A 23,110-nucleotide genomic window follows, 5' to 3' on the forward strand; every position below is an offset into this window, starting at 1 on the left:
AAACTCAAAATGCTGCGATCGCTATCCTTTCTCATGCTAGAATCCAGAAGAGAATTTAAAACAAGATTTGTGCGTGGTTGACGATTTATTAGCAGCATAAATTCCTAAGAGTAATATCCTTTTAGGATTTCATCATCCCAGTAAGCGACCTTTCACAGAATTTGCTACAGCTTGATTAGAAACAAATATTTACCGTAATAGCGATCGCGTCTGGAGAATGAATATGAGCCAGCTTGATTTGTTCAATTTAGAAAATGGTACAGAAGTCAGTTCTATCTATTCTACAAAACTTTGTATTCTTAATTACCAAGCAAAACTATGAAATTCAAGCCCAATTACCCAGAAAAATCATCGAGTATTTTCATGGCAGATGTTTTTTACTTATTTTTATCTTTGGTAATAACACATTTTTTATTTTTTATAATGTTTAAGCCTAATTTAATGTTGTATTATTCTATATTATTTTTGCTAGGCACACTATTGCAAACACGAGTATTAATAGATCCATTTGAAAAGTCACCAATCATAAAAATCAGCTATAATATATTTCAGTTTAGTTTATTATGTTTTCCGTTTATTAACCTTTTCATTTCACTAAGACTAAGCGGGTGGCTCTTATACTTAATGGTGCCATTTTCTATGCTAGTCATGAAATTTTTTATATTATTTATAGCTATAGATTTAATAAAATTATTTCCCCTTTTAACTAATGTTAAAATAATGCCATTACTTCGGCTACTTCGGCGATTACAGTTATTTTTAGTTGGAGTGGCTGGTGGAAATATACCTGAATCTATGCTTGACATTGCCCGTTTAGATATTAACAATCATAATTTAAGTAGTGCATTAATTATTCTCACTGCATTGATTAATAAATGCCCGAATCTTAATGAGCCTGAAATAGAAGGAAAAGCAAGAAATATATTTTGTGATTTACTGTTCAGGACTGGTAGTTATGCTGAAGTTATTGAACAGAGTAGACAAGTTTTAGCCATAGCTTCCAAGTATAACGACCTAAAACTAAAAAGATCGGCATACAAAAACCTCGGAAATGCTAACGAAAAACTTGGTACGGAATATTATAGTCAGGCTAAAGAATTTTATGAAAATGCTCTTCAAATAGATATTTTGCTACAGAATAAGCTTGATCAGGCATCTGACTATAACAATTTAGGGAACATTTTAGAAAAGCTAAAAGATTTTGAAAATGCAGTTAATATGTACGAAAAAGCCCTACTAATTATTATAAATTTTGAAAACAAATCGGGGCAATGCACTATTTATACTAACTTAGGTGCGCTTCATCAATCAATAAATAATTTCAAACAAGCAATAAAATATCAAAATAAATGCCTGAAGTTGTCTCAAGAAATTAAAGATGAAGAATCTGAAACTAACGCTTGTCTTAATCTTGGTTACTGCTATTTTGCCATTAACGACTTTCAAACTGCATTAAACTTTTTTCAAGCTGCTTTACCCATTGCTCAGAAAATTAATGATCGTGAAAGAGAGGTTAAATCACTGAAGGGTTCAGCAGACTCTTATCTGGCTTTAAATTTTCCTGAAAAAGCAAAATTTTACTATCAGCAGATAATCCCACATCTTGAAATCATGGAATATGGCTTGGGTGTAAAGGAAAGACGTTCTCTTATCAAGCAATATCTAGATATTTATCAAAGTTTAGTAGATTCCTGTATTAAAACTGGTGACTTCAATGCAGCTTTTTTCTATGCTGAAACTTCCAGAAACAGATATTTAGTTGAGCGACTTGCCAAACATGATGCTCCTTTACCAGAAAACCTTCCCATAAATCTATCCAAACAAATAGAAACAGCTAAACTTTTGGAAAGAAATACTTTGCAGGCATATACTGATGGACTCAGTAAAAATTTAGAACAGGATCAGATTACTGAACTGAGTATTAAATGGTCTGAAGCTAAAAGAAGCTTAGAAAATTTATATAGCCAAGTTGTAGAAATCGATCCTGAATTTATCGCTAAAACCAAGGTTTACCCGATTTCTTTCACAGAAGTTCAATCATTACTACCACCAGCTACCGCTGTCCTTGAGTTTTTCTTTATAGAGAATAAATTGGTAACAATGGTGATACTACCTGGAGCAGAAGCACCTCTCATTCCCAAAGACCTTTGCCTGATAGTTAAACATATTTATTTAGAAAGCATTGCAAAAGCCTGGATATCAGATATTGCTGCCGAAGCTGCTTCTAAGAAAGATAGCGGCATTGAGGAAACGATTCAAGACTTACCAGCAAGAATCGACAGGATTTCTGAATTACTTAAATTCAATAACTTGCTCGACTATATCCCCCCTGAAATTAAGCATTTGGTAGTCGTCCCTCACAATTATTTACACCTGTTTCCAATTCATGCTTTGTGGATTGATGAGAGTCAACGCTTGATTGACCGTTTCTCAGTTGAGTACACCCCCAGCCTTTTAATCTGGAAAATTTGCCATAGTCGCCAGCGCAATCACTGGCGTTTTATTGGCATAGAAAACCCAACCCAAGATAAAGATTTAATCTTCGCTAAAGCAGAAACTTAAACGTTTAGAGGGTATCCCCTTCGAGAATCCTTATTACTGGGCAGCGTTTATCCTAACTGGGTGTTAAACATGAGTAGCAGCGATAGTATGATTAGCGATAGCGATTTTTTCATTTGCGAAGCCTTCAGCCAAATCTTGGCAAGTCCCCCTGCTGAACTAGCAGAAAAATTCGGTAGCGAAACACCTCTCGCCATTGCCAATTACTTACAAAATATACCGCCAGCCGAACAACTTGACTCAGCAGCAATGGCAAACTACATTACCGCATTTTGTCAGAAACCGGGAAATGAAAATCTTAACGAAAGGTTGGGAGAAATTTACGATTCCCTAGATGAAGATGGCATCGATAAGCTAGTCAAAAAAACAGGCGACCCCGACGATATAGCAACTGCTATCAGCCAAAATCCCAGACAGCGAATAAACGAATCTCGCGATATCTGTCAATCTTTGCAAAGCTGGGCAAATAACGTGCGGAATCAGACCAATCAACGAAATCAAAATGCAACAAACTCAAATTAGTACCACCGTTCAAGTTTTATCTCCCACGCTGCATCTATATCATTACGTGCTGCGAAATGGTATCAATGAATCTTTTGAAACTTTGGAAAAACGGCGAGAAACTTTCAGCCAGCAGTTGCAGCAATTCACCTCCCAATTAACCGTCACTTCTGGCAAAAAAGCACATGAAGTTGTCAAATTAATGCCACCCCATGAAGAACCAACTGATGCGGGCAATGTCCTTGATTTAAACAATGTTCCAGATGACTATAAACCTACCAATGGTGTCAATTACAACCTACTTTACTTAAATGATGGCACGATTAGCCGTCGTTTAGCTGTCAGCCGTTTAAATGATACCTATTTCCTGCGTTTTACCAGCTTTGTTTCCTCCAAATACGGCAATCAACATCTTGACAGATTTGGCGACTTCCCCCATATTACAACCTTGCCGATAGAAGTCGGACAAACAGTAATTCTAGCTGGAATTATACCCAAATCCGATTATTCAGATGCAGATATTTTACCCTTAGCTGTTAAATGTCTCACTTGCTACTACAAAACACCAATTGAGCCTGAAAAGCTGATTAAAAATGAGTTTATGGATAGCCCTTTTTGTATTTATAAACAACCGATTACGGTTAAAAAAGTTAATGAGTATGCAATTGAATCTATCCGGTTAAGTTGTATTTTTATCTATAAAGACGAACAAACCGAAAAAACAGCTAATGAAGTTTACCGGATTTTTCAAGACTTGCTCCTCAGCTATCACAAAATTAACTTTTTCTATTCGCAAAGCCTTGTTTTAAAAAAGAGACTTAGCCAACTTTATGAAGATATCGAGCGATTAACTGAGGAATATCATCAACAGAAATGGAGTACCGAATCCCTCAAAAAGCTACCGCAAGATTCTCTGGAATATTATAAAAAACTTTCTTTTCTGGAAGACCAAGCTAGAGCCATTAAAATTAATTTTAGCAACTATCAAGAACGCCTCAAACAAATCGAGCAGGATTTAGGGCAGAAAGCACCTAAATTTTTCACTGAATTTGAGAAAGATATCAACTTTTACACCGATCAAATTCAATCAAATATTGGCTTTTTAACTCCAGGCATCCAACTATTTGAAAAGCTAATGTTAAGCGTGCAAACCCAAGTTAGTATCGATGACGCAGCTCTTCAAAAACAACAGAATCAGCGACAAGCTAAATTAGGACAACTGCTGACTGGTTCTTGTGCAACAATTGCCATTGGTCAAATTCTTTACGAACCGATTAAAACTACCGTTTCCCAACGCATTGATCGAGGTCAAAATCAAATATCCCTATATAGTTTATGGTCGGGCGCAGGCTTAACTATTATTATGAGTATATTTTGTGGCTATGTGCTTAGTAAATTAGTATATCAATGGTTTACTAAGGAGAAGTTTTAAATAGTAAATTAGGAGCGCCTTTGACAGAAATAGCAGTTTCTCTTGAAGAATAAGCGCGCGCGAGTTGCATCCTCCACACAGAGGGTGCAACTTTTTGTAAGAAGAAACAACACCACAATTGTTACTGACGGCAATAAAAAGCTTTATATTTTAACCCTTCTATTTCCTCTTATTTCCTCTTATTTCCTAATATCTCCTACTTGTCCCTCAAAAATCCTAAATTTTCCTCCAATTTTTACAAAATTTAATTAAGTTAAATTAACTTTCGCTGCCTTTTAATAGATTTTTTGTATTCGGACACCTCTTAAATCCTCATAGTTATTGCAGTAGTCGCATAGCAAGCCATGTCAAATAGACGTTATAGGGGGGTAAAAATGAGCAAATCGCCCAAATCGTCCACTTATCAGAATTTGTGCCAAAGGCAACAACATATCTTCGCTTCAGCACAAGTAGCTAACGAATACCTCTCCTCTGGCTACCGCCAGCAAGCAAGGCGATCGCTTGCTCTTAAAATTGACCAAATGCCACAAAAACACTACACGCCCACTGAAATATCGCCTCCAACCAATACTACTGCCCCTGAACCGAATGCGATCGCCCTGCCGGACAATTGGGCGCAACCCGATTTCAAATTTGGGGATACGGTGAAAACCAACGACGAATCTTATATCGTTATGGGCCTAGTAATGGACACAGACTGGGACATTTGGAAATACCTGTGTCGCAGCCGTGATAACACAGAGCGATTCTTCTGGGAATACCAACTCAGAGTTGCTTAAACTTCCAGCACAAAATATTAAGCCTTTGTTGAGCGACGGCGATCGCAAAACTAGGAGCCGTCCTCAACAACAAACTACGATTGGCTGTAAACCAGACTCAGCAATGATGCAATTTACAGGCTTAAAACAAAAGCCACAAGCAATCCAGACAGCAGTATCCACCCTCGAATCAGCCATCTGGATGATAAAAACTGCTCTAGTAGCTTCTCACTAATGCAACTTGTGACCGAACAAAACATAAACCGAAAGAAACAGGCTCATCTCCAACAGAATTGCTGACAATTGAATCAATGAAAGCAATGGATGAATCACCGCTCAAACCTAATCCCTTACTGTTCAACTTAGCCTTAATAAACCATTTAGTTAACCCTAGAGAATTGATGTGCTTACAACTGCAACTCTCCCCAAAAACCAACTTTCCAAACCCAACGGAAAAACTGAAGTCGTCCGAGTCCGTCTAACCACCTTTGAAAAGGCAGATTTAGTAAAACGTGCCGCAGAAGCAGGTGAAAAAAGCCTGTCAGACTACTTGCGTAAACGCGCTTTTAGCCTTAACCCCACAGTCCCCCCTATCAATGAAGGAACTTGTGCCCAACTGCGAAAAATGAGCACGCACATTTGCCAAATGACCCGAGGTGTAGAGACAGCAGTAAAAGCAGGAAAGTTACCCAAAAAAAGCCTAGAAGTTCTGCAAGAATTCAGCCGAATGCTAGGCGAATATCACCAAGAACTAAGAGGGAAAATCAGAACAGAAGTTTTGAGCGAAACCCGCGAACAAACACCCAATCAAACAATCGCGCCACTAGCCAATAGTCATCTTTGACAATCTCAAGCCCTGCTGAAAGTTCAATATCGAACCTAACAATTGCATCAAATTTCCTCGTAGGAGGTGAGAAAAAATGGCAGCCAAACTCTCAACTAAGCCCAACTCCCAAAGACAATTTTCTGCCCCAAAACGTACTTGGTCTGTCCTAACAGCCACAGATCCCAAGCACGTCAAAAAACTAGAACACATTCAGGAAACCCTCGATGCTGCCATAGAAGCAATCCAAGAAGAAGGTGGCATTGAGGACTGGGAAGAGTTCAAAAACTTCGTTGAATCCTTCAACAAACGACCCGACAGAATCAATGAATCTGGCAAGCAGAAAGCTAGTGTCAGCATGGATTTAGTTACTGAAGGAAAAGAAGGTGAAGTGTCTGGCTTTGTTTTCTATTTAACTAAAGACCCCAGCCAGAGAACCAGCGGTGTCTATTTAGTAAAAAATCTGAAACAGGCTGACGTTGAAACCAAAGACAATAACAATTACTATACTCCATCCCAAATTATGGGCTTAATCGGGCTGGATGCCAGTGATGAATTAGAGGAGGACAGCATTTCCGAAGAATTTGATGAAGAACTTGATGATGAATTGGAGGATGACTTAACTGATTTAGAAGAAGATACAGACCTTCCCAGCCACAATACCTCAACTCGCAAATCATCCCAGTCTAAACAGCAGCAAGGAAAGCCAACAACTTCTCAAAAAACTGCCAGCAAAACGCCCCAAAAGGAGGAAGAAGATGATATTGACGAGTTACTATCCGATAGCGAGGATGCTTCTATTCCCAATGGTGTCTTGGGTAATATCGCTAAAAATCGCAGCCTTCAAAATAATAACCGACAAATCAAACAACAACTGTCTAAAAACTCCGAAGCCAAATATCCCTTCCTCGACACCCTTGAAACTGTTCTCAAAGAAACCGAACACCAAGGTGCAAGTGTCGCTGCTATGGGAAGCGAAATTAACGGATTAACCGTAAGTGGCTTAACCGTCCAAACTGCCTCTTTAATGGGGCTACTTGGAGCCAAGAGTATTGGGGAACTAATTGATTACATTGAACGAGCGAGGGAAAAAGAACAGGCAGAAAAAGTCGAACAAATTCTCGAACAAATTGACTCATTAAACACTCGCACCGACCGAGTTGCGACTCGTGCTAAACAAGCTGATGTCATTGCAGGTATCGAAGCCATAGATACACGCACTGAAAAACTTACTGAACGAGCTAAGCAGGTATTGGAACCACCTGCTGCAACTGAACCAGAGGAACTGGAAACAAGCCAGCCTCAGAGAATAGAACCCGACATTGAAGCCAAGACTGCCAAGGGAATTAAAATCAACAATTCCGAAGCCAAAGCAGAGCAAATTGGCAAAAAAATTGACGACCTAGAGAGCCAACTTAACCCAAACTCCCAGAAATCTAAGCCTCTCCATCTCGATAAAAATACCAGCATCAGCGAACAGTTAGACCAAATCCAAGACTATCTAGGCAACCTCTCAAAGAGATTGGATCGCCTGGAAAGCATCGTTGACAAACTGGAGCAGAAAATGACCATTCAGATGCCTGTTGAATCAGAATTTAATCCTAATTTAAAAGGATCAGAAATTCCTCAAAAAGTTCAGCCTACAACTAACAGTATCGACGCAGAGGAAGGCGAACCAGAGGATCTTCTTAGCAAAATGGTAGCTCAAACAAAAGTACAACAACAGCGAGAAACTGTGGCAGATTGCTTAGTCAATTATGCTTTTGCTACGGGGCAATCTCCCCAATCGGGTATTGCTTTTGATGGTGGCGGTAGCTTGAATGTAACTGCTGAAAACAACGAAGTTAAAGTTGTCGTAAAAGGCAGCGATAATACCGAAATTTTTTCGGGAACCAAGAATGGCGATCGCTGGAAATTTGAGCCGGATCGGGACAAGCTAACTCCCGAAGAAAGAGAAGCCATTTTCAAATTGCCTCAGTCGGAAGCAGAGTATAACAAGCTAGCAACTGCCCAAGCTTTAGTTGAAAAGTTTCAAGACACCTTCCCCAAACGCTTCAGCGGGGAAAAAGATCCAGTGTTTCCTTGGAGAGAATCGCGTCACGAAGACGGCACTCCAGGAGCAGTCAAATACGAATTTGAAATACTGGATCTGCCGGACGGGTCAAAACAACTAATCGGAACTGACCCCCGCCAAGGTGATGCACAAGTGTTCGATGCCGTTCTGGTCAAAGGAAAGCCACCAGACGTTCGACAGTGCCACATTACTGTTGAAGAAATGGAGGCTGTAGTCGGCTCCCCAGAGCCACAAAAAACCCAATCTAGAGATTCTCAAGCATCTAAAGACTACAACTATACCTCGCCAGAACGCAAAGAACAATCGCGAGAAAACAGCAACGAATTGCAAGCTTAAACCACTTTGAGGACAAATCCCATGCAAAACGATTACTTACACAACAACTACCGCTCTCATGGCGATCGCACCAGCGTTGCTAACCAAAGCATTATCCACAAACGCCGCAGCAATTTTAGCAAATTCATGCGTAAATTCAAACTCAATAACGCCGATTTAGCCTTCATTGCAATTTGCCTAATTGCAGCCATTTATCTAACTCTTGTCCAACCCTTATTTGTCAGCGTATTTAGCTGTGCATCTCTAGTGTTCTTCGGACTATGGCAAATTGCCCGCAGCATTCCCATCCTCGAAAAACTGCTAGGCAGCAAAATTCGCTTCTGGCATTTAGCCGTTGCTGTCATCACAGTAACAATGTTCCTGAATAACTTTCAAACCCCAGCCCAAGCCATTTTTCTAAGCGGTCTCCAAGCATTTATGACCAATCTCGCAACCGAAGCTGGAGCCGCCGGAGGCGGAACAGCCATTGACGAATCAACCATCGCTTTAATTTTCAATGCCATTCGAGGCGTATTTCTCTTATTAGTAGCCGCCGCAGCTTTATTCGCTTACAACCAAGCGCAGCAAGGCAACGATTGGCGGCCAATTGTCACCCAAATTGCCCTCGCCTTCGGCATTGTGATTGCCATAGACGTTGTTACCTTCTTATTCGTCGGCGACGGTAGCGGTACAACAGCTCGTTTTGCCCCCAACCTGCCACCGCTGGGAGTAATTACAACTTTGACCTTTTAGAACTAAAAAAAAGGGCGTTGCTGAATCAGGGTATGAATTCTACTTAGACAGAAACGCTCTCCTCGCAGAGATTAAGAGCTTGAAATATCGAGTGCATCAAATTTCATACTTCAATTCAGCAACGCCCAAAAAAGGAGTCACTAATGGCTTTACGAGATCCCGAAAAAGACTTTATCAGAGTCAATAAAATCCTGGGCAAACAAGCAAGTATCGGGTTCATCCCTGCCAATCAAATTCTACCTTGGTGCTTCTTAACCGCCATTGCCTACACCTTAACAATGGGTCTATTTAGCCTGGGATTGGGTTGGTTCTTCACTGTCTCGCTTTGGCTAATTGTAAGCTGGTGGCTCCTCACAGGAAATCAACCCCACCTCTTTACTGACAAATTCCGCAAGCCCCCCGGAGATGAATGGTGTAGCGGCGACAGCTTCTATATTTCTCCCATCTCTTCCCTGCGCCCTCCTAGCATCCAAGGCAAACCTTACGATTCGCAAATCCGCATCAAATTGAAACCCAAAATTGTACCCAATCAATATGGGGGAAGGAGCAAATTTATGCCTTTCCAAAATGAAATTAACCTCTGTTGTTTGGTGGAAATTGAAAAAGATGGCAGACAAGTGTCTGGGATGCTTCTCAATAACGGGACTAGCTACCAACTGGTATTTGGATTCCGCCTCCGAGGACTTCACAACCTACTATTCAGGAACGAAGTATCAGCATTTGCAGCTTCTCTTGAAGAAGGAATGAAAGACATCCCACCCAGTGAAAAAATCACTTTCTGCACCGGTTGTTACAGTAGCGATGCTGCTCGGCAAAAAGAATTAGAACAACTAGCTGACACCGCTGAACTCCAACCCGTATCTGTACTGCTCCGAAACGAACAGTACCGCCTCCGCCAACAAACTCATCAAGGTACCAGGCAGGTATGGGAGCAAATTGCTTTCTGTACTTGGACAGCCGATAACGAAGGCGAAACCATCTCCAGAGATTTCATTGGCAAAGCCATTGATGGAGTCAAAAAATTGTGCGATTCCATTGTGGAAACCATTGCAGGCAACACCCGAATTTACAGAGAGCAATTTTACACCAAGCTGCTCCTCAACTCTTTTGAACAAGGATTCCTCCGCTGGGAAATTCTCCTGAACACCAAAATGGGGCTAGAAATCAGTCCCATGAATTCCTCAGAACTTTGGGAGTGGCTGTGGCTGCGATTTAACAGCAGTAAACCACCGCAAATCCCTCAAATTGTTAAACTTGAAGAAACCCATTCTGGCTATCAACTCAGCGAAATTAAGACAACTGACAAACACATTTGTACAGTTTTAATTGAAGGAACGAATGGCGTATCCTCCTGCCCGGAACACCGCAAGACCAACAACCGCGTCTATCTCACCGGCAAGGGAAAAGAATGCGCTGTCCTGACAATGTATGACGCGCCCGCAGGCTGGATTAATACCCGCCAGCAATTGAAATGGATTTGGGAGGTGATGTCCTCAAGCTACGTCCGCGATACAGAAGCTTGGATAGAAATTAGCGCCGGAAATTCCCTCGTAATTAATGATAACTTAGCCCGACAAGCTAAAGGAGCAAAAGCCGCTAGTAGCAGAGCGATAACTAAAGGGCAAGGGCGCGATATTGGCGCTGAAATTAAACAGGAGGAATCTTTCGATGCCCAGCGCCGACTTTACCAAGGAGCCGTACCTCTAAATGCAGCCGTTGCCTTTTTAGTGTACAGAAACACAGCGGAAGAATTGAGTCAAGCCTGCAACGTACTCTCTAATAGTTTTGGAACTGCGAAAGTCATTCGCGAGCGGAACGTTGCCTGGGATATTTGGCTGCAATGCCTGCCGATTACTTGGAAATGGTTGCTGCATAGCGGTTCATTTTTGAGCGAACGCCGCCTCACCCTCGACACTGAAACTGCCGCTGGAATTCTGCCGCTAACAGTTCCCCGCGACTTGGATAAAAAAGGAGTTGAATTTATCACCCATCGAGGCGGAAAGCCAATTTTTATCGACTTGTTCTACAACCAAATTAGCCGCGCTTTAATTACTGGCGAATCAGGTTCAGGCAAGAGCGTTTTGGGTTGGCGTTTTACTCTTGAAGCCTTAGCTAATAACATCCCTGTGGTCGGGATGGACATCAGCAGCGGTGGTAACAGTACCTTCAAAACCGCCATCGAACTTTTGGGCGACCAAGGCGCATATTACGACATCAGCCAAGGGTCTAGCAATTTAGTAGAACCGCCCGATCTCCGCAAGTTCGATAAAGCTGAAAGAGAGCGAAGAATGGAATCTTGGAAAGAATTTATCCGCAAAGCTGTGGTGGCGATCGCCATGGGCAAAATTCACAATCCCCACCTAGCCCAGCGGGTCGATTCAATTATCCTGCGAATGCTCGATATGTACCTCAGAGATCCCGAAATCATCGCTCGCTACAACAAGGCATTTGAAAGAGGGTGGCGATCTCCCGAATGGCAGCAAATGCCAACTCTCCAAGATTTGCTGAGGTTTTGCAGCAAAGAAAGGCTCAATCTTAAGTCCTTTGAAGAACTAGACAGACTAGCCATCAATCAAATCCTCAGCCAAGGAAATGCTTTGCTAACATCCCGCTTGGGAAAAGCGATCGGTCAGCCCAGCACATTTTCCCCAGAGCCGGCTGTTAAATTCTTCGCCCTATCGGGACTTTCTAACGAACAAGATGCCTATTTAATGGCAATTAACGCCCATGCTGCTTGCATCCCCAACGCTCTTTCTCACCCCAAAAGCTTATTTATTGGAGATGAATTGAGCGTCCTACTCAAAAAAGATGGTTTTGCATCAGTTGTCGGCGAACTCTGCGCCACTGGTAGAAAAGATGGCATAGCTGTCTTGCTATTAAGCCAAGATTTTGATGCCATCTGCGAATGTTCCGCAGGAGCACAAATTCTGCAAAATATGGTCTACCGAATTACCGGCAGAATCACCAATTCTGGAGTAGCAGCCGCTCACAAATATTTAGGGTACGACCCGCAAATTATCAGTTCCAATGCCACAGAATCTTTTCTACCCAGAGCTGCTGACCTCTACTCCTGCTGGCTAATTGAGAAAGGAGGAAGATTTTGGCGATCGCGATTCTACCCCGGAGAGATGATGTTGGCATCAATTGCTAACAATCAAAATGAAAAAGAAGCCCGCGATCGCATCATGGCTCAATATCCTCCTACCCTCAAAGGCCAGCTTCAAGGGCTAAAGCATTTCACCCAAGAATACATTGCAGCGGTGAAAGAAGGAAAAGGCTTCGATCGCATTGGTCAAAATTTAGAAATTGCCACCATAGCTGCCAATGCTCAGCCAAAAGTAGCATCCGACGTTCACAGCAACAAGTCTCAAATTTTTGCAAAAATACCAAAATAATTCCCATGAAATATCAACTTCAATTAATGCAGCAACCTGCTACAAAACTAGCAGCATTTTCCCTGTTAGTCAGCGTGGAATTAATCGTTCAACTCAGGCCAAGTTTAGCTCAAACAACTCCTCCTTTCGTACCCGGTACACAAGAAGCAACTGTAAAAACTCCAGCCCAAAACATTTCCCTGCCAAGTACACAAGAAATGACCGTGAAACCTCCAACCCCAACTGCGGGAAGTTTCTTAGCACCCATTCAAGATGTTTTCAAACAAGTCAACGATTTTATCGGCGACATCCAAGGTTTCGTGCAAAACGAGCTATTTGGCTCCTTAAACGAACTCCTTTCCTCCTCTCTCGGAGCTATCCAAATTCCCGATCTGAGCCAAGTTAGCAGCCAAATTATTAAAGCTCCAACATCCCAGACGGAAGGAACAAAACTGTCAGATTTACTCGAAACTAAGTCGAGTAAATTAGACGGCAAAGGTTCATATAACATTATGTCTGACTTAGATGCTCAAGCTCAGCGCAGCGCCGCTATCGGCATAGCTGACGGAGCAACCCTCAGCAAAGAAGCTCAAGAAAACAGCTTCCAAGTGTTAGAAGCCACTCGCCAAGATACCGAACAAAACATCCAATTGGGCGAAGAATCGCAGAGCCTCGACGTTACTCAACAAATTCTCCAAAACCTCTCGCAACAGACCGCATTGAGCGCACAAGTCCAGATGCGAAATTTACAGGAAGCTCAGCAAGCTCGCACAGATCGAGCCATTAATAACGTGCTGCTATCGCAAGCTGCTAAGGAAATATCCGCGTTCAACACGGGAGAGCGCCGAGGCAGCACTGCGTCTGGAAACCAAGCCAGCTATCAGGCGGGAATGCTGATGCTCCCCGGCGGTGGCTATTTGGGAAAACCGAATGACAGCAGCACAACCCCGATTTCAACTAACAGATTTGTCGCTCCCAATTAATGCTTCAAGCAGTTAACTTAAATCCGCGATAATCTGCCTAGTTTGTGTACTGAATAACCGCCTTATCAAATACAAAATTGAAGTTTTTTCCGAGGTGAAAATGAAAGACTTTTTAGCACAAATTACACCACCGACGAGTGGTGCAGAAGGGTCATCCTTGGACATCGTTAGCGAGTCAATTAACCTGGCTAAGACTACCTCAGAATCTTGGGACAAAGTTTGGATTAGCACGATTGACCCGATCGCTTCTGGGCTGTGGGTTGGTCTAGTATCACTCGGCATCACCCTAGCAGCCGTCAGCATCCTGTTCTTAACTCTAAGCAGCGGGAAAGACATTATCGAAAAGCAGTCATGGTCAGAACTGGCAGCACTGTTCGTCTGGCCGCTCGTCATCATGCTGTTCCTCGGCGCTAACGGCAAATTGCTAGCCAATACCGTCATTTTTACCAGGAGCTTTGCTTACAGGCAAGTTCAGAGTGTCCTAGAAGCGCAACTAGGAGAAATGACATTTAGGGACGCGATCGCCAACGTCACTATCAGTAACATCGGCCGCCAACAACTCGAAAATCTCTACGGTGAATGCCGAAATAAAGTCGGAGAAGAACTCGTAACCTGCTGGAATTCCAAGCAAGAAGCGGCTCAGAAAATCGTTAGCGAAGCTGAAAGGCAAGCCGCCGGCTCAGCCCCTCTGCAAGCGCTGCGGGCTTTTGGTGAAACCCTCTGGAATAATAGCTTGCTCGGTGCTGCTCAAGATGCCACGACTTTTATAACTGACCCCGGTTCAGTGTTTCGAGAAAAAGCAATACCAATCGTCCGATTCATTCTTTATAGCATCCAGTGGGCGTTTGTCAACATTCTTGAAGCAGCCCTTTTACTAACAGCACTCTTTTCCCCAATCGCCATGGGGCTGTCGCTACTTCCCTTGCAGGGCAGGCCTATTTGGGCTTGGGCAACTGGATTTCTAAGCTTATTTGGTGTCCAACTTGGATACAACATCGTTGTCGGGCTAGCAGCCACCGTGCTAGTCAATTCTGGAGCCGAATTAGCCAGCGATGTCGCCTTCCTGTTTTTCATCAGCATTTTCGCACCCGGCTTAGCCCTATTAATCGCCGGCGGCGGCGGAATTGCCCTATACAACGGCATTGCTAGCAATGCTAAACAACTCGTCGATGTTTTGAGCAACGCCATAGGAGCAGCCGCTAATTTGGCGATGAACAAAGGATTTAAGTAATGTCACTAATTACCAAAAGATTTTATGAAGTTACAAAGATTTTCACAAACTGCATTGTTGCCAGAAGCTAAAAATCTACTGGCATTGTGCTTCCTCATCCTAACTGGAGTAAATATCCTCGCCCTAATTCTGCACCTCTTCGTCGCATACCGAATCAACTCGGTAGCTGCTATGAAGACAACGCAAGTCCAGCTAATCAACGGTCAAACTTACTACGTAGCGGAACGAGATCGGTTTTTTCGGTATCCCTCAGTCATCCAAAATTTTGTCAAAACTTGGGCAGAGCTAACCTTCAACTGGGACAATAAAATACCAGGAACTAACGATACTGATTCAGGGATTAAAGTCAATTCCAAACGAGTTCCTACCAGCACTTATTTTGCTTCGTTACTCCTAGAACCCAATTTTGGCAAAGCTTCCCTACCTGACATCGCTGAACTCGTCCCCAATAAAGTTTTTACGGGTCAATTGCGAGCAACTGTCATCATTTCTTTTTTATCCGAACCCAGAGAAGTCCGTCCCGGCGAATGGGAAATTGACATGATTGCCACCCGGCTGCTTGTAGATCGCACGTCAGGAATCGATCAAAGAATTCCTTTCAATCGCACTTTCCGAATCAAAGCAGTAGAAATCCAAACCCCACCGCTAGGTAGCCAAGCCTCAGCTTTTGAACAGAAAGTTTATGAGCTTCGCTCGGCCGGCTTAGAAATCAACAAAATTACCGAATTCAAACCCAAATAATCGGATAAAAACCCAAATAATAGGAGATAAAAACATGATTGAAAAAGAACTTCAAAATGGGCGCAAATTTGATGCAGAACCCGATGAAATTGAAGAATGTTCCTACAATACGCCACCTAGCAACACAACTAGCCACTCTTTTAATGGCAACAACTCCTCTAATGAAGCCAATAACTTTTCCCACAGTTTTAATGGCAACAACTCCTCTAATGAAGCCAATAACTTTTCCCACAGTTCTAACAGTTTTCAGGCAGCTAACGCTCCTAATGGCGCTGGCAGCAATGGTAAAAAGACGTTCGGCGAGCGCTCAGTCGAGCCGTTGAGCCGTGAGGAGGAAAGAGAATTAGCCGGACATGACGGAGAAGCCGATGAATTATTGACCTCTGAATACAGAATTAAACAGGACAACGAAGGAGCAGAAACTCATCCTGTTTCTGAGAAGCCCGAAGTTCGGACGTTTTCAGTATTAATGGGTACTGGCGCAGTTCTCGGCATCTTGGGATTCTTTTGGTTTGTGTTCTTTGCTCCTAAACCCGTCCGCCAACAGGCAAAAACAACGAACCCTAAACCTGCTCAAGTTTCTGAAGACGAGTCAGGAGAACTAAAAAGTCGGCTGGCATTTCAAGATCAACAGCGGACGTTAGAAGTTCAGCCTCCTGAACCTAAAAATCGACCGACCCCTGCTCCCAAACCGACACCTGCACCAAAACCAGCACCAGCCCCTAGAAGGTCTGAAACCCCAAGGTCGGTTCAAAACTTTAATCCGCCAAGGACAGTACAGACCATTCCTCAGCCACAGCCGCCTGCACCGCGCCCTTATCCTACGCCATTACCGCGCCCTGTCCCGCCGCCCGCACCGTTGGCACTTCGACCTGTGCCACCACCAGAAAAAGTAGACCCTTACGAGCGCTGGGCCCAATTAGCTTCTCTGGGGCAAAGCAGAGGTCAAGAAATTAAAGAGCTAAATGGTCAAGGTATTGCTGCCAGTTCCGCAACTTTTCCGAACGCGATCGCGCCGGGGATGACAGCGGCAAATTACCCTACCGTGCGGTCAGTAATGCCAGTACCGACACCGCCCCCTAGCACAGTAGCAATTGCACCAGTTCCATTGCCCCAACAGCAATCAGTGCCGCCGATTTCTCAAAACCCGCAGCCAGTGCTAGTCAGTTCGCCAAAAAGCCCACAATCGGCTGCACCAATGCAAGAGATACCAGCGATCGCCATTGGAGTTACTGACCCCGCTGCAAACGCCAATAGAATGACCCCTGGAGAGGCTGGAATCCTCAACCGCACGACCGCCGAAAACAGCACAACAATGAAAGAGATAGCCATCGGCTCATCCGCTAAAGCCATAGTAATCGTACCGATGATTTGGGACGAAGCAGGTCAAAGCCCGACAGCCGGAAGGTTTGCCGTCCAATTGACCGAGGACATAATGGCAACTGACGGGGCGATGGCCTTACCATCTGGCACCGTCTTAATCACTCAAGTAGAAAATGTCACGCGCGGAAATCGACTGGTTTCTCAAAGCGTAGTAGCGCTTGTTTACCCCGATGCTGCTGGCCGCATCCAACAAGTACCCATTCCACCCGGAAACTTAATTGTTCGCGGAACCGATAACCAACCTCTCATTGCTGACAGTTTATTTGACAGAGGTTCTGAAATAGCCAAGGCTGATATTTTAGTAGGAATTCTTGGCAGCTTGGGGCGGGTAGGAGAAATAATCAATCGACCAGCCCAAGAAACTTTCAGCCAGCAAAGCGGCTTTTTGGGCAGTACGGCTGTTAAAACCACAACCTCGCCTAAACCTAACATCCTAGCCGCCGCTTTAGAGGGATTCTTTACACCTACTGCCCAACGGCTGCGAGAAAGATCGGATCGCAACGCCCAAGAACTTTTAAAGCAAGGAAACGTAGCGATCGTACCAGAAGGAACTCAAGTTTCAGTATTTGTCAATGCCTTTGTCACAGTGCAGAGATAACGGAGGTAAAATAACCATGAACAAACTCACTAGAAAAATTCGTTTGGCTTTACTTTCTCCTGCCTTAATAATTGCCACTGTATTCAGTACAGTTAATATTGGGCAAGCTCAAACATCGGCGCTAAGAATTGTCGGAAGAGATGCAGCAATCAATACAACTACCAACCTTCAAGTATGGTCTGGTCGTTCCAGCGTTATTGACTTTAGCCAGACTGGTGAAGTCATTATTTACATCCGGTTAGCAGATCCTTCCAGGGCCGTCTTTAACACTGATGCTGAATTAAAAACTAACCAAGCTAGAACCATATTTGTCCAACCGATTCAACCCTTACAATTCCCTGGCGCTACAACAGCCAACATTACTAACCTGTTCGTTAAAACTCGCTCTCCAGAAGGAATTGAGCGCCTTTATACCTTTAATGTCGTTCACCAGAATGGGCAACCTACTAATAATGGCATTGCCATCTCTACGATAGTGCCTGGGCAGGAACCCAGCGTAACTTTAGCAGACAATAGAACGGCGGCGCTCAGTGACATCGAACGGGGATTAGACATTGCCATCCTTCGAGGTTACACGCCTCCCAATGACCCCGTTGTTTTCAAAGTTCGAGAATTCATCGCTCTAGCTCGAAATGGCACAGCTATTGCTAAAGCTGCTGAGAGAACTAATCTATCAATGTCAGTTGTTATTTCACTAGGGCAGCTAGGGTTGAGCCGCGAACCTTTGTATGAAATTCCAAAAACGCCATCTCAAAAGCTCCCCCTTTAACTCGAACTCCAGGAAATCAAACCCGTTTACTCAACCAAAAATTCTAACTTCGTATCGAGAACGTTAGCTGTCATCGGTAACGTCTTCATGTGTAGAAACTGGTAATGGCTGCCCCAGAGACAACAAAGTGCTTTGCGGTAACTTATTTTCTATCTGCCTTAACTTCGATAACTTTGGTCATAGGAGCAGACTACACCTTTCACGAGCAACAGTGAGATATTCACCTGAGATATCAATTCCAATCGATCTGCGTCCTAGTTGAAATGCAACCTGATTTGTTGTACCTGTGCCTGCAAACGGGTCGAGAACAATACCAGCTTGCGGACAGGTAGCCAGAATGGGAATTTTACATAAGTCTTCGGGATAGGGTGAAAAGTGAAGGGTACGCTTCTGGGTATCCTCCGGCAAGATATCCCAAACGTCACTGGGTTTACTACCATTTGGGTGATATTTGAGAAAATAAAAACCGCGTTCAATAAGTTCGCGCGCTCGCCCCGAAACCCTTGCTGAGTCAGAGTGTGTTGTTCGTTGCTGACCGCGAATAATCATACGAAAGTCAGAGATTTTACCGATGCGTACTTCCTCCAAGACGAACTCAAGAGCTTTCAGAGCATTTATACGTTCAGAATCACTAAGTGCTGTGGACAATTCAATTTGTCGGCGGTAGCGCACGCCAGAAACACCCGTTGCAGAGACTACAGAACCATTGACAACTTTTGCTTGTCCTGGTTTTGAGCGAATTGCATCAACATCATAAAAATATCTATCTGCTTTGACAAAATGGAAAACGTGTTCGTAAATATTTCGGAGTTTGTCTTTTGCATTGTCAGGGTTGCCTTTTACTTTATTCCAAATCACACTATTGCGGAGAATCCAATTCTGTTGATCTATCATTGCAAGTGCAACTCGCCAAGGGAGACCTACCATTGATTTCTGCTGGTAAGCATCTCCAATATTCAGCCAAAAAGAACCTGTTGGCTTAATAATGCGCTTTACTTCATCAAATATTTCTAGTAAATTCTTAACGTACTCTTGCCACTTATCTTCAAGCCCTATTCCCCCATTGATGTAAACTCTATGCCCCCAATAAGGGGGAGATGTTATTACACAATCAATGGAATTAGGAGGGAACTGTTTTAAAAGTGCATAAGTCTCACCTTGTAAAAACAAAGGCTCACGTTCCAATGAAATCAGGTAGTCTTTTACTCTACCTATGCTTCTCAGAATTTCGCTTTCCTCACTTATTGAAATATCGGATAGCTTCATTATTTTAACCCAATCCCTACTTGACCTCGATTTAAGGGCATTATTACCAGCGATATTGATGAGATTTGATAACCTGATTCAATCCAGTTTACACCTACACAGGTTCCTTCTGTTCTACCTGGTAGGTTATTTCTGCCTTGCTAGAATAGCAACTTGGTTATTTTACTCTAAGTTTGACCTCAGTTTCTACTTTCCTATCTCAAATTAATCGGTCATTCTTTAGGAACTATCTCATTGAAGCTATAGCTATAAAAGGGGTCCAGCCACTTAAAGGCTCCCGATGTTCTTGGCTTGCGTATGAACTCATTCGGTAATGTCCGATTAATTTTTGATTAACTTCCGCGCCTACCGTCGCGGAGCGGCTAAAAAAGTCAGCTACTGAAACCACTTTCCGCAGAGAGTGCTAATTGTGCTGACTGAACGCTCACCCGCCAATATCCCGTTCGCATTGGCGGCAGTCCGTGTGAGCGATCGCACTATAGCGTGAAAACACAACTTTTCGCTCTCCTGAAACAGAGCGAACTCCTCGTACAGTCGGTGTAATCCCCTGAACTAATTCTCAAATCAGGTGTATTTCTCCTCAGTTAATCATCCAAAAGGATGAAGTTAATTATCCGTTTTTTCAGCCAATGTAGCCATGCTGCACCATGTTGTCAACTGTTGCAATCTAAAAAAGGTTAGCAATGCTTACCTCGAAAATTTGATCGGGAGTTTTCTGTTAATATGACTATCCAAACTATCAACGATGTACTATTTCCCCCTTTCCTTTTTACCACTCTCTTTTGCTTAACCTCAGTATTCCTGCACAAACCTGAAGCAGCCCAAGAAGAACTCACAGACAATCAAACCCAAGTAAATGTGGCAACAGCCGCAACACTATCCGGTGATAACGATAGCGAGGTAAATGGAGCAACAATTGAAATTGACAAACCAGCCAGCACCCATCGCGCTAGCCATCAGAACACAGGCAAAAGAACACCAAACAAACCAGCAAAACCAATTGATTTTGCCTCAGCAAGCACAACCTCAGTTCCTGCCGTTAATACTTCACTGATTTCACTGAGGCAAGCTCGCAAAATTGCTAGCGCCATCAAAGCTGCTGCACCAGAACTGGGGTTCAAGCAAAAAGTTAACGGTTCTGATTCCTCTGTTGAATGGTTGCAGGCTCAAATCAAAAATCGGCTAGAAAATTATCCCCTAATTGTGATGCCTATCATCCTCAAGCTTGCTCCCAAAGCAGTGATTGCAGATACCCTACCATTTGCTACTTCCGAACTCGGTGAAAGTGCGCGTTCAGTGTCCTAACAGCGAACGAAAAGTTTTTCAACCAACCAGCGTACTCGTTACCCTCCGAAAATTATAACAATGCCCAAGCCTTACGAAGCCTTGGGCATTTCTTTTGACCAGAATGAGCGATTTTCCAATAAAACCCTAATTTTTTTATTAAGGAGGGACGAAACTAGCAAAACAACTTGCAAGGTAAATCAAAAAATAGTATAATCAAATTATTACAAGCGCCACTTCTATTTGAGGCTACTGTCATGGCGGCAATTAAACCTGTTACCTTCAGAGACATAATAGACGCGATCGCCACCTTGCCCATTATCAACTTTCCTGATAATTTAAGTCAGTTGAGTGGCAATAAAAGCTCATCTAAATGCAATAAAAGGCGCGGGCTGCGGCTGAGGAGGCACAGCGCTATAAAGCATCCCCTCAAGCAGTAACAGCTTTTCGACAGACTTGACAATACGTCCCTTTCGTCCAACAATAGGGGTGCTTTCATTTTGGAGGGCAAAGCCTGTGAAAGTTCAAGGTAACGGGCGTGCTAAGATTTTGACACCTGCTGAAATAACTCGGCTGTTTGACCGAGGGTTTCTTACAGCTAGGGATAGGCTTTTGTTTGCTGTGACTTTTTATTGTGCCTGTCGTATTTCTGAGGCGTTAGCTTTAACAACTCAGGATATTATTGGTGGTATAGTGACGCTGCGGAAAGCGACAACGAAGGGTAAGTCAGCAACGCGAACGCTGCCGCTACATCCGATGTTGGCTAAGTATTTAAAGGCTTACAATCCCGATGTGGGTTTTTTGTTTCCGGGGCGAGAGGGTACGAAGCCTTTGACGCGCTCTCAGGCAGATTTGATTTTTAAAGATGCTTGTAAGCGGGTAAGAATTAAGGGGGCTTCCACTCATTCGATGAGGCGGACGGCACTGACGAATTTGAGCAATGCTGGGGTGCCATTGCGGGTGATTATGGAGATATCAGGACATAAAAATTTGTCCTCTCTTCAGCGCTATTTGGAGGTGCAGCCCGAACAGCTCGTTAAGGCTATCGGCCTTTTGAAGTGAGACGATCGCTTTATGGTAGCTTGAACATTTGACCGCAGTCCCTACCCACAATCAAATATTATTTTTCCAATCCTGGCTAACATTTCATAGGTTTGAAAACCTAGGAGCAACTGATGGTAACTATTCACAGGTCAGGGCGTACAACAGCAGAACTCACCTGCGAGGGTGAAAAACCCCCAAATAGGTTGGGGTCAGATAACCTTGCCAGCGATAGCTGCGACAGTCAAGGGGGAACTTCTAACTCTGAACTTCCCGACACCCCCATTGAAACCGCAAGCACTAAGGATATGGGAACTGGAGTTACTCGGTTACTCAAGGCCAACCAGAACACAAACAGCTCTCCTCAATTCCAACAGCCACAGCCGGAAAACGATGCGAACAGTTCTGTCACTTTGCCTGAGCCAGAACTATTCTTTCAAGCCGTAGGATTAGTGCGTGGGCAATACCTCCCCAGTGCTGGGACTCCTGGACAGGGGATTCTGCTGCTAAATGACAATTTAATGACACCCACCAATTTATTAGCCTCTGCTGCCTACACGATAGATAAACATTCCGAACTGCTGGGGTCATCTCAAGTTTGGATTGTCTATCCACGCCCCATGCAAGAGTCTCCCAAACTCCACTTTGCCATCCGAGGAGTCAGAAATCCGCTCCCAGGGGAAGATGCAGAGGTTATTGAGCAAAGCGTAGATGGTTTTACAATCCGAGGAATAGTCTGTTACCACAAGGTCGATTCGGATGAGTTCGTTGTCAGAGTTTACCGAAATTTCCGACCCTGGCATGAACTGGATGGGACTAAATATAAACCTTACTCCTTCACCATTGCTGGAATGCTGCCCACCTCAAGTTCTGCCTATGGACAGTTTTGGAATTTGAAGGTCAAAAGAGTCTCTGACCAATTAGTTTTAGAAGAGGCTACGTTTGTTGCTCAAGTCTTGCCCCCGAAGGAGCCAAAGAAAAAACGCTCCAAGCATCGTCAAAAGCGTTAGTGTCTGAGCCTGTTTCCAAGCGTCTGACGTTTTGACACTCCCACCGCTAAAGGGGATGGGCTTCCGTTTGGGAAAAAATCTGCGATCGAGTACATCAGCCAGATTTTCGGCTACATCAGTGATATCAATGTCAGCCAGCTAGGTTATGCTAGTTAAATTAAATGCTAAGAGCCAGGTTTCATTAACAGGAGCCTGGCCGGACCAACGAAAAAACA

Annotated in this window: 19 protein-coding genes; 18 read left to right on the forward strand and 1 reads right to left on the reverse strand. The window is 43.6% G+C overall.

Annotation, left to right across the window (positions count from 1 at the left end):
• The first annotated feature begins 100 nt into the window (after nucleotides 1-100).
• From OSCIL6407_RS38250 to OSCIL6407_RS0129800, 15 genes are all read left to right on the forward strand, one after another.
• Entirely contained in the window at nucleotides 101-175 is a 75-nt protein-coding gene (locus OSCIL6407_RS38250) for a hypothetical protein (protein WP_324603640.1), read from the forward strand.
• A gap of 143 nt (nucleotides 176-318) precedes the next feature.
• Entirely contained in the window at nucleotides 319-2,562 is a 2,244-nt protein-coding gene (locus OSCIL6407_RS0129735; protein ID WP_019488106.1) for a tetratricopeptide repeat protein, read from the forward strand.
• Nucleotides 2,563-2,631: 69 nt separating this feature from the next.
• Nucleotides 2,632-3,081: a hypothetical protein gene (locus OSCIL6407_RS0129740; protein WP_007352827.1), complete on the forward strand. Its 450-nt coding sequence runs from the start codon at nucleotides 2,632-2,634 to the stop codon at nucleotides 3,079-3,081.
• Nucleotides 3,062-4,492, forward strand: coding sequence for a hypothetical protein (locus OSCIL6407_RS0129745; RefSeq protein ID WP_007352828.1), 1,431 nt, complete (start codon nucleotides 3,062-3,064; stop codon nucleotides 4,490-4,492). Before OSCIL6407_RS0129740 ends, OSCIL6407_RS0129745 begins: the two co-directional genes overlap by 20 nt.
• Before the next feature lie 374 nt (nucleotides 4,493-4,866).
• A complete protein-coding gene (locus OSCIL6407_RS0129750; protein ID WP_007355641.1) occupies nucleotides 4,867-5,271 on the forward strand; it encodes a hypothetical protein in 405 nt (134 codons plus the stop codon).
• On the forward strand, nucleotides 5,264-5,485 hold the full coding sequence (locus OSCIL6407_RS0129755; RefSeq protein ID WP_019488108.1) for a hypothetical protein: 222 nt from the start codon (nucleotides 5,264-5,266) through the stop codon (nucleotides 5,483-5,485). Before OSCIL6407_RS0129750 ends, OSCIL6407_RS0129755 begins: the two co-directional genes overlap by 8 nt.
• A 168-nt stretch (nucleotides 5,486-5,653) precedes the next feature.
• Complete coding sequence (locus OSCIL6407_RS0129760) at nucleotides 5,654-6,094, forward strand: plasmid mobilization protein (protein ID WP_019488109.1); 441 nt, start codon at nucleotides 5,654-5,656, stop codon at nucleotides 6,092-6,094.
• Nucleotides 6,095-6,170: 76 nt separating this feature from the next.
• Entirely contained in the window at nucleotides 6,171-8,483 is a 2,313-nt protein-coding gene (locus tag OSCIL6407_RS0129765) for a hypothetical protein (protein WP_019488110.1), read from the forward strand.
• A gap of 21 nt (nucleotides 8,484-8,504) precedes the next feature.
• Nucleotides 8,505-9,215 carry a hypothetical protein gene (locus tag OSCIL6407_RS0129770; protein ID WP_007355637.1) on the forward strand — a complete coding sequence of 237 codons (711 nt, stop codon included), beginning with the start codon at nucleotides 8,505-8,507 and terminating at the stop codon, nucleotides 9,213-9,215.
• Nucleotides 9,216-9,358: 143 nt separating this feature from the next.
• Nucleotides 9,359-12,610: a hypothetical protein gene (locus OSCIL6407_RS0129775; protein WP_007355636.1), complete on the forward strand. Its 3,252-nt coding sequence runs from the start codon at nucleotides 9,359-9,361 to the stop codon at nucleotides 12,608-12,610.
• A 5-nt stretch (nucleotides 12,611-12,615) separates the two neighbouring features.
• Nucleotides 12,616-13,572, forward strand: a complete 957-nt coding sequence (locus OSCIL6407_RS0129780) for a hypothetical protein (RefSeq protein ID WP_007355635.1) — start codon at nucleotides 12,616-12,618, stop codon at nucleotides 13,570-13,572.
• Between the two features lie 100 nt (nucleotides 13,573-13,672).
• Nucleotides 13,673-14,803, forward strand: coding sequence for a hypothetical protein (locus OSCIL6407_RS0129785; RefSeq protein ID WP_019488111.1), 1,131 nt, complete (start codon nucleotides 13,673-13,675; stop codon nucleotides 14,801-14,803).
• Between the two features lie 24 nt (nucleotides 14,804-14,827).
• Complete coding sequence (locus tag OSCIL6407_RS0129790; protein WP_019488112.1) at nucleotides 14,828-15,544, forward strand: hypothetical protein; 717 nt, start codon at nucleotides 14,828-14,830, stop codon at nucleotides 15,542-15,544.
• Between the two features lie 34 nt (nucleotides 15,545-15,578).
• The gene (locus tag OSCIL6407_RS0129795) at nucleotides 15,579-17,525 is read left to right on the forward strand and encodes a TrbI/VirB10 family protein (RefSeq protein WP_019488113.1); all 1,947 of its coding nucleotides are present in this window, start codon (nucleotides 15,579-15,581) and stop codon (nucleotides 17,523-17,525) included.
• A 16-nt stretch (nucleotides 17,526-17,541) separates the two neighbouring features.
• Complete coding sequence (locus OSCIL6407_RS0129800; RefSeq protein ID WP_007355630.1) at nucleotides 17,542-18,294, forward strand: hypothetical protein; 753 nt, start codon at nucleotides 17,542-17,544, stop codon at nucleotides 18,292-18,294.
• A 177-nt stretch (nucleotides 18,295-18,471) separates the two neighbouring features.
• Here the strand turns inward: OSCIL6407_RS0129800 and OSCIL6407_RS0129805 are convergent, their stop codons facing one another.
• Nucleotides 18,472-19,560, reverse strand: a complete 1,089-nt coding sequence (locus OSCIL6407_RS0129805; RefSeq protein ID WP_007355629.1) for a DNA-methyltransferase — start codon at nucleotides 19,558-19,560, stop codon at nucleotides 18,472-18,474.
• Nucleotides 19,561-20,283: 723 nt separating this feature from the next.
• Between OSCIL6407_RS0129805 and OSCIL6407_RS0129810 the strand changes: the two genes are divergently transcribed.
• The 3 genes from OSCIL6407_RS0129810 (at nucleotide 20,284) to OSCIL6407_RS0129825 (ending at nucleotide 22,895) form a co-directional block, all read left to right on the forward strand.
• Complete coding sequence (locus OSCIL6407_RS0129810) at nucleotides 20,284-20,865, forward strand: hypothetical protein (protein ID WP_007355627.1); 582 nt, start codon at nucleotides 20,284-20,286, stop codon at nucleotides 20,863-20,865.
• Nucleotides 20,866-21,360: 495 nt separating this feature from the next.
• Nucleotides 21,361-21,906 carry a tyrosine-type recombinase/integrase gene (locus OSCIL6407_RS0129820; RefSeq protein ID WP_007355626.1) on the forward strand — a complete coding sequence of 182 codons (546 nt, stop codon included), beginning with the start codon at nucleotides 21,361-21,363 and terminating at the stop codon, nucleotides 21,904-21,906.
• A 113-nt stretch (nucleotides 21,907-22,019) separates the two neighbouring features.
• Nucleotides 22,020-22,895 (forward strand): hypothetical protein, encoded by an 876-nt coding sequence (locus OSCIL6407_RS0129825; protein WP_007355625.1) that lies wholly within the window; start codon nucleotides 22,020-22,022, stop codon nucleotides 22,893-22,895.
• The last annotated feature ends 215 nt before the right edge of the window (nucleotides 22,896-23,110 follow it).

This window comes from Kamptonema formosum PCC 6407 (assembly GCF_000332155.1).
GTDB classification, from domain to species: domain Bacteria; phylum Cyanobacteriota; class Cyanobacteriia; order Cyanobacteriales; family Microcoleaceae; genus Kamptonema; species Kamptonema formosum.

What these genes read in the sequence shown, in the direction of transcription:
- OSCIL6407_RS0129735 (WP_019488106.1), top strand. Translation starts at nt 319, where the DNA reads ATGAAATTCAAGCCCAATTACCCAGAAAAATCATCGAGTATTTTCATG.
- OSCIL6407_RS0129740 (WP_007352827.1), top strand. Translation starts at nt 2,632, where the DNA reads ATGAGTAGCAGCGATAGTATGATTAGCGATAGCGATTTTTTCATTTGC.
- OSCIL6407_RS0129745 (WP_007352828.1), top strand. Translation starts at nt 3,062, where the DNA reads ATGCAACAAACTCAAATTAGTACCACCGTTCAAGTTTTATCTCCCACG.
- OSCIL6407_RS0129750 (WP_007355641.1), top strand. Translation starts at nt 4,867, where the DNA reads ATGAGCAAATCGCCCAAATCGTCCACTTATCAGAATTTGTGCCAAAGG.
- OSCIL6407_RS0129765 (WP_019488110.1), top strand. Translation starts at nt 6,171, where the DNA reads ATGGCAGCCAAACTCTCAACTAAGCCCAACTCCCAAAGACAATTTTCT.
- OSCIL6407_RS0129770 (WP_007355637.1), top strand. Translation starts at nt 8,505, where the DNA reads ATGCAAAACGATTACTTACACAACAACTACCGCTCTCATGGCGATCGC.
- OSCIL6407_RS0129775 (WP_007355636.1), top strand. Translation starts at nt 9,359, where the DNA reads ATGGCTTTACGAGATCCCGAAAAAGACTTTATCAGAGTCAATAAAATC.
- OSCIL6407_RS0129780 (WP_007355635.1), top strand. Translation starts at nt 12,616, where the DNA reads ATGAAATATCAACTTCAATTAATGCAGCAACCTGCTACAAAACTAGCA.
- OSCIL6407_RS0129785 (WP_019488111.1), top strand. Translation starts at nt 13,673, where the DNA reads ATGAAAGACTTTTTAGCACAAATTACACCACCGACGAGTGGTGCAGAA.
- OSCIL6407_RS0129790 (WP_019488112.1), top strand. Translation starts at nt 14,828, where the DNA reads ATGAAGTTACAAAGATTTTCACAAACTGCATTGTTGCCAGAAGCTAAA.
- OSCIL6407_RS0129795 (WP_019488113.1), top strand. Translation starts at nt 15,579, where the DNA reads ATGATTGAAAAAGAACTTCAAAATGGGCGCAAATTTGATGCAGAACCC.
- OSCIL6407_RS0129800 (WP_007355630.1), top strand. Translation starts at nt 17,542, where the DNA reads ATGAACAAACTCACTAGAAAAATTCGTTTGGCTTTACTTTCTCCTGCC.
- OSCIL6407_RS0129805 (WP_007355629.1), bottom strand. Translation starts at nt 19,560, where the DNA reads ATGAAGCTATCCGATATTTCAATAAGTGAGGAAAGCGAAATTCTGAGA.
- OSCIL6407_RS0129810 (WP_007355627.1), top strand. Translation starts at nt 20,284, where the DNA reads ATGACTATCCAAACTATCAACGATGTACTATTTCCCCCTTTCCTTTTT.
- OSCIL6407_RS0129825 (WP_007355625.1), top strand. Translation starts at nt 22,020, where the DNA reads ATGGTAACTATTCACAGGTCAGGGCGTACAACAGCAGAACTCACCTGC.